The following is a 7,427-nucleotide window of genomic DNA, read 5'->3' as shown; positions in this document are numbered from 1 at the left end:
AATGATGGGCTTTGACGTATCTGCCACTACGTTTCTAGAGGGAATTATTGTGTCTGTGTAGACCGAGTTCATTACGGTTTTGGCAGATAATATATCATTTCTTGTTGTATTGAGCGAAGGTGAAGTATATATACGACCCGAGGCAGCTTTATTACTTGCAGCATTTGTGACCGTCTCTTCTGCGATTGTCACTATGGGCGACTGAATTCCTAACATGAGTGCAGTTAAAGCACATACTAGCATTCGTCCCAGATTATTTATCATTTTATTTCTCCTTAAATAAAATTATTAAGTAAGTGATCCATTCACTTCTCGCTCGTTTTCCATATGAATGCCCATCTAGACATGGTTCTTGTATTACTCTTATCAACAAGATACAACAACGGTGAAAATACTACTAAATATCGATAGCTCTTCACATCACGCAACCCTAGTTATACTTTTCCAATATGTTCACCTCCACCCTCATAAGGATAGGCCAAAAAACACAGAGTCCGGTCATCCATAAGCAGTTGCTTAAGTAAATGTTGACTCTTAACCTACTTAATAGATTTACGATACTAACTGTATCTTCAATAATTTTGATACATTTTGTACCATGTGTAAATTATAATTCATTAAATTAAAAAAGGTTATCATACTATGCTGTCGATTCTTGTATGAAATAGAATGAATCCTGAATTACGGAAGCCCATAGTAATGCTAAAATTAAATGGTGTTATATGGGGGATATCGATGTTGAAATGGTTCCAGTAGCCAATTTTGATGCAACTACCCCCTCCCCACAGGAGTGGGCTCGGTCATTTTCATGAATTTTACTGGATTTCGCCTTGAAGCGCTCGAACAGATTGTAAGCCAGTAACTTGAAACAACAAATCGATCCTCCTCAGGGAATATTCATTGCGGTCAGTTTTGGGCATTACATCATATAAAAGTGAGTGAGAGGTGTCAAAGAAATATAGAACAACTCAAAGTTCAATAAAACAAGCTTAGAAGGTCCACATGCACCTACTAAGCTTGTTTGACGAAGATGATTAGTTTACTTACTCTTTTGTGTCAGCATATATTAGAAGAACGGTTCTGAAGCGGAAATATACAGACTGTTCCCGGTTCTGCTCTGCTCCATGACAGGCTGATGGAGTTGGTATTACGACTCGTACTGGTTAAAGACTTATTGTTAGCCCATGCCGGCAGAGTAATATATACGGCTAATTGAGCTAGCGTGTCCCCTTAGCTAAATGACCTAGGATTTTGTTTCATAAGAGAAGAAATTTTTTGCTCGTCTGTATTTTCGATCTTCTCTAGCTGTTGAATAACCAATTCCTGTCGTTGTATGGAATGGTTTTGGCTTAACTTTGCTTTCCCTTATATTCTGTTAATTTTCATTTTAAAGCCTTGAACTCCTTTATTCAAACCACTTAGAAAGTCGGGGTCTATATCCTGCAACCTGTAGGAACTATTGGGGGTCTCGTACTTCAATACCATATCATTTAAGGAAACCATTAACTCATTTTCGTCATCTATAAGTTCGACATCCCCGTATACATGAACGGTCACATAGTTCCATGTTGGAACTGCCTTATTCGTCTCATACCAAGAAGGAGAGATATAACAATGAGGACCATGAAATACCGCTAACACAATTTGATTCCTAATGACTTTCCATTGAGGATTTGGACGAGCAAAATGCCCGTATAGATACATATGATTTTTATCGAGAATTAATGGCAAATGGGTAGCATATGGTGTCCCATCATGTTGAGAAAACAATGTAGCAAAACTATTTTCACTAATAATCTTATAGGCAATTGATATATCCGTAATTTCAAAATGTGAAGGTATATACATATGGTGTTCTCCTCTCATACATTAGAAATTTATAATAATTATTACTGTACCAATCTGTCATCGCTCTTCATATCAGTGTTTTGGTCATTATATAATCAATTTGTTCTTCATCACCCATATAAAAAGAGTGAGCTCCAGCTTGAATAAAACCCATTTTTTTATAAAAGACAATTGCATCCTCATTCTTTTCCCAAACGCCCAGCCAGATCATCTTTTTGTTTTGTCTAATGGCTATTTCCATCGCTTTGTTTAGCAGGTACTTTCCAAGCCCTTTCCTTGAAATTTGTATCTAATATAAATCCTCTCAATTTCGAGTGACTCATCACCCATTTTTTCGGATTGGGCATCATTAATATTGACCTTTAAATATCCATCAAGTTCTCCATTGAAACAGATGAGAAAGACTTCTGAAGAAATGTTGGACAATTCCTTTTCCAACTGTTTAGAGTTAAATGCTCTTTCCAAGTAGGCTTTCATATTTTCAGGTGAATTCTGATCTTTAAATGTATCGTTGAATGTTTCAATTCTTATAAATCAATAATCTCTCTTATTTCCCTTTTATACAAATTCCCAGTCAATTTCTATATTTTTTCTAACTCTTTGAAGCAGATGAAAAATGGTTTCGGATTCTTTTTCGGAAAATCCCGCTAATGCTACACTATTCGAATGATCATTTTCTCTTTTGATAAAAGGAAATACACTTTCCCCTTTTTCAGTTGGAAACAGTTTTTTTATTTTTTTGTTATGTTTATCATCTCTCTTTTCAATAAAGCCATTATTTTCAAGGTTTTTTATTGCACGAGCTGCAGTTGTTCGGTCTACTTTAATCATTTCAGCTAACTTTTCTTGAATTATTCCTGGGTTTTCACATATTCGGACAAGGTACAAATACTGTCCTTTTGTAAGGTCATATTCTTTAAATTCAATTTTGCTTATAGAATCTAATGCCCTGGCAATCATTCCAATTTCGCGTAGGATTTCCTTCATATATGCAACTCCCTCTTTTTAATTAACCAGTATTTTAAATAATATTATAATATTTTTGTTGCATTTGTAATAAAATAAAACCTTTCTTTACAACCCTCTAGTCCAATCACTGCCCACCTAATACCTTGATTATACAAAAAGCAACTTTCACACACATAAATTGTGTAAAAGTTGCACTTTGATTTTGTAGAATTTTTCAGTGATCTCCCCGTCAACCTGATGCGTCGCTGTTGCCAAACTCCATAGGAATCCATCCGGAAACTGCCGTCCAGTTTACTTATTTAATACTGGTCACTAGAACGGGTCCAATGAGTCCGCTTGGCTCCTGCTGTGCGAAGGACGATAAGAAGTCGCGTTGATCCTTCACTAGCGTATTCGTAACTTCGATGACAAGTTTGTTGATGCCCTTCTTGATCAACCCATTGATTTCCAAGCAGTAGGGCGGACAAATTCGCACTCCAACGTGCTCGCCGTTTAACCATACTTCTGCCGTTTCATAGACCTCACCCAGCTCCAGCAAAACTCGGCTACTGGATTCACTCCACTCGAAGTCCGTCTCATAACGGAAGGTTCCCGTAAAACGGGGCAAGCAGTCAGGCCGACTCATATTCGTTAAAGTCGCCAGTTTTCCCCATTCCCTAAATCGAGGATATTGTTCGGATTGGGTGGTGGATACAGTCCATTCGCCTTTAAGTTCAAGATCCGCCCCCAATGTATATGGCGGCAACGCGTCATAACCTTCCAAATCTGCCCCATGGAGCCAAACAACGGATTCATACGGATGAATGACAAGCTGCACCTCAGTCACATCGGTGTCCCCATTTACATTCAGCTTGGTCAACCGATTCAGGAAGGCATCATAGGCATATACATTGCCTTGGATCGGCAAATCCATCTTCGTTTTGATGGTTTGATGCGGGTGTTCATTAAAGAACATAAAAACATCCAGACCATTATGAAGATAATGATAGTGCCGAAGATAGGGTTCGTTTTTGGCAAGTCTAATATCATAATATCCGTCTGCAATAAGTTCTTGTGACAGCTTGTCTAATGACACTACCTTAACGTGCCTGTGATTGGCAAGGAGAGACAGTTCAGCAGAGACATCTTTGCCTTCACTCGAACGTGAGGGCAATTCGTTTATAAAACGAACGGCTAATCCTTGCTCGGCAAGCTGGGCCAAACGTCGAACCATCGCTGTCGGAAGCGCTTCGGCATAGGGCACGACCAGACATTCATAAGCTTCGATATTTACCTGCAGCTTTCCATCTTTTACGTTGGCCGCATCCAGAAGAATATCTATGGGAAGAACATCGCAGTCAATTTGATGCTGCATTAATTCCTTTACAGGCTTATGAAAATACATAGAATCTCCAGACCACTCGGCTTCAGCGTGATAGATGACTGCAGCTGTCGCCACATGCCTTCCGCCTGAAATCAAGTGGCACATCCGATTCATATACCCATTTAAATACTTGTAGTAGCGATACTGCGGATTTTTCCCGCTTGCATACATATGCGGCGGGCAATCCGGATCCGGAAAAGCTTTCTGGGTAAAAGAATGCGGGACAAAATAATTGACTCCGCGGACCAGCATGTGGTCTGTGAGCCACTTCATCAGCTTCAAGCCTTCCGTCCAGCCATATGCCCCATACACTTCGCACATCGTTCGGCCTTGCTTCTTCGGATCGATATGTCCAAGAGACACACCAAGCTTTGCTAGTCCATAGTGGAAGAACTCACTATCCGTTTCCCCCGCTGGCCATCGGAAAGGCAATTCATCAAAGCCTGGTACGATCTGCCAAAGTACAACATCAAGACCGGACATGTCTTGTCCCCAGAGTGAGCGGAAGAAGTGTCCTGCACCGGGTCCAAGCCTTGCATGAACATTATTATCTTCGAGTACATGTCCAATGTACTCTACCCCATGAGCTCTACACCAATCTCCGATCTGGTTACAGAAATTTTCCGCATAAAGCTTACTGATGATATTCATATAGGTAAACCGCACGATATTCGACTGTTCTCCCGCATCATGCCAGAGAAGATACAGGAGCTTACGAAAGTCCGTACCTAACGCCTGCTCAAGCAAAGCCGGCATCTCTCCGCTCCAAGGAAGCGACACCCCCTGTTTTCCTGGTTTAGAATTGAAGTCAAAGGTTGCTTTATCATTGTAAAATCCGGGTTCATCTGAAAAGAAGCCAACAAATGTCTTTCCAAAATCCGCCTTGTACCGTTCGTAGAATGCCTCATATACCGTTTCAAGCAAAATACGAACTGAATCCCGATCTAACGGGTTCAAATAATCTTCCTGCTCCTTGCTGCCGCCATCTTTATTTTCTGAAATAATAAATACTCGCCAATACCCTTCAGGGATATCCCAGTAAAGGATACCATCTTGTACTAGTTCTGTTATGTCGACCGAATCACCGGTTAATGTTCCATCAGATGGATTGCGACGGACAGCGACAACTGAAATCAGCTTGTTTTTACCATATGCATTTTGGGGCTGCGAAGTGGTGGGTCGAAGCCCACACATCAGTAGGGTATCCAGCAGCAGAGATGTACCTTGTGCAGGACCGATGGTATCGATATATCGTTCACCCACAAACCTGCGATGAAGCCCTTCTGGAGCCCCCTTCACCTTACCTGCCGCATGTCCCGTTGGAAAATGATCGTCATCGAGCATCCATACCTTCATGCCCCGATTTCGAGCTTCCTCTATAATAATGTCCATATCCATCCACCACTTTGGTCCAAGAAAATCCGGATGAGGCCGAGCCTCGACGCAAACGGCCCCGATTCCTGCTTCATGAACACGAGCTATCTCTTCCCGAATCACATGTTCTTCCTCGCCGTGCTGCCAGAGAAAAGGAAGGATATAGTTATGTTCCTGACCCTCAAGCACTTCCTTAAGACGATTGCTCATAATATCACCCTTATTCTACTTAGGTTCGATCATCCTATAACGGCCCCGATCGTGTTTATTTAACTGGACAGAGCCCCAATCTTTTGGGGCTCTGTCTTTGTTTTCTGTTATTTTTTCATCTTGGCATACCACTCGCGCGCCCGCTTCGTCGCTTCGTCCCCACCGCTGTTTTTCCACTTTTGAACAAATTCATCAAATTTCTCGATTGGCCAATCGCCGATAATAATTTTCGACGTATATTCTTGGTAAAGCTTATGCGACTTGATATCCGGGAAACCGTCATAAATCGAGACAGGAATTCCATCACCAGCGATCGTCTTACCGTCCTTTTCCGCAATCATCATCGCGTCAATCATCATCTGAGCAACCTTAGGATCGTATTGATCCTTAATAGTTTTAGTTATTTGCTCTGTAGTTGTAACCGGGTATAAATTGAGCAAGTAGGTCTGATCTGGACTTACTGGTAAACGTTTTTTCTTGCCATCTTTCACTTCGTAATGCTCGCCTTCAATTCCAAAAGTTGCAAAATCACGATTCTCAGGGTTCGCATAAAACTCCAGGAGCTTCATGGCTTCTACAGAGTTTTTGGAGGATTTTGGAATAGCCCACTCCAAACCATTGAATCGCGGCATCGGAGTAAAGCCTTTAAACCCTTCTACCTTAGGCACCGCCATTCCAGCAATATTGGCATTCGGATTAACTTTGGACAAATTCTGGAAGAAGTTTTGATCGAGCCCCTCGGGAAGATGGATCCAGCTTCCGACCCTGTCTTGCTGGATCTTTGCTTTCCATGTAGCATCTTTATTCAAGAAAGTTTCATTATCCAGCAATTTTTCTTTGTAAAGTTCACTGGCAAATTTAATTGCTTCTTTCATATTAGGCGTTACAGCCGAATAAGTCAGTTCATTGTTGTATAAATCCCACGCGGGATACCCTTCTACCATCGCAACACCATGCATCAGGAATAAGTGATCCATCCAACGGCCCAGCTCCCGTCCGCTGGTCGGAATCTCGTCAGCCTTACCATTGCCATTGGGATCTTGATCGCGGAATGCCTTAAGAACGGCAACATATTCGTCCTTCGTAGTTGGAATCTTCATATTTACCTTGTCTAACCAATCTTTGCGAATCAGTGAACTGTACCTTGGGTACAAATTGACTCTAGGTATGAAATAAATTTTTCCATCGGGAGAGTTGGCTCGTACGCTATTCCATATATCCTCAGGGATAGACTTCCACAAGGTAGGTGCATACTTCGGCAACAGATCATCCAAGGCAAGCAAAGCACCTTGCTTTAGCAGAGTATCTTCAACCCCGTAAGGCAAGAACAGATCCGGAAGTTCATTCGCTGCGATCTTTACGTTTAGTCCTTTCGTAAAGTCAGTACCTCCATTCCAAGGCAAAGTTTCTGATTTGATTGCAATCCCTGTCTTTTCAGTCACATATTTGATCTGCTTATCATCTGGCCCGGGCATTTTTCCCCAATCGCCATTCATTAGAATGCTAACTGTCTTGACTTCCTTATTCTGTTCGTTTCCAGAAGTACTTCCACCTGCAGTGTTACTACCTGTACTAGTGCCTGTGCAGCCTGCCGCTGTTAAGGCAACCAGTGCGCCTGCTGTTAACATTGCGATCATTCTTGATTGTACTGCCATCTTCCTAA

At 41.6% G+C, this 7,427-nt stretch carries 4 protein-coding genes and 2 pseudogenes; all 6 read right to left on the bottom strand.

Annotated features, from left to right (window positions below; all coding sequences use genetic code 11):
- Window positions 1–264: hypothetical protein (locus tag OB236_RS06970; protein WP_262683309.1), on the bottom strand; the 264-nt coding region annotated here is incomplete at its 3' end.
- A 966-nt stretch (window positions 265–1,230) separates the two neighbouring features.
- Window positions 1,231–1,848: pseudogene (locus tag OB236_RS06965) on the bottom strand (FMN-binding negative transcriptional regulator).
- A gap of 67 nt (window positions 1,849–1,915) precedes the next feature.
- Window positions 1,916–2,379, bottom strand: a pseudogene (locus tag OB236_RS06960) (GNAT family N-acetyltransferase).
- Window positions 2,380–2,406: 27 nt separating this feature from the next.
- Window positions 2,407–2,835, bottom strand: a complete 429-nt coding sequence (locus OB236_RS06955; RefSeq protein ID WP_262683308.1) for a MarR family winged helix-turn-helix transcriptional regulator — start codon at window positions 2,833–2,835, stop codon at window positions 2,407–2,409.
- A gap of 277 nt (window positions 2,836–3,112) precedes the next feature.
- Window positions 3,113–5,764, bottom strand: coding sequence for a glycosylhydrolase-like jelly roll fold domain-containing protein (locus OB236_RS06950; RefSeq protein WP_262683307.1), 2,652 nt, complete (start codon window positions 5,762–5,764; stop codon window positions 3,113–3,115).
- A 107-nt stretch (window positions 5,765–5,871) separates the two neighbouring features.
- Entirely contained in the window at window positions 5,872–7,419 is a 1,548-nt protein-coding gene (locus OB236_RS06945) for an extracellular solute-binding protein (protein WP_262683306.1), read from the bottom strand.
- Window positions 7,420–7,427: the final 8 nt, after the last annotated feature.

It is taken from the genome of Paenibacillus baimaensis (assembly GCF_025567575.1).
Note: the sequence above shows the minus strand (reverse complement) of the source record. Positions and strands in the feature narration are given on the sequence as shown.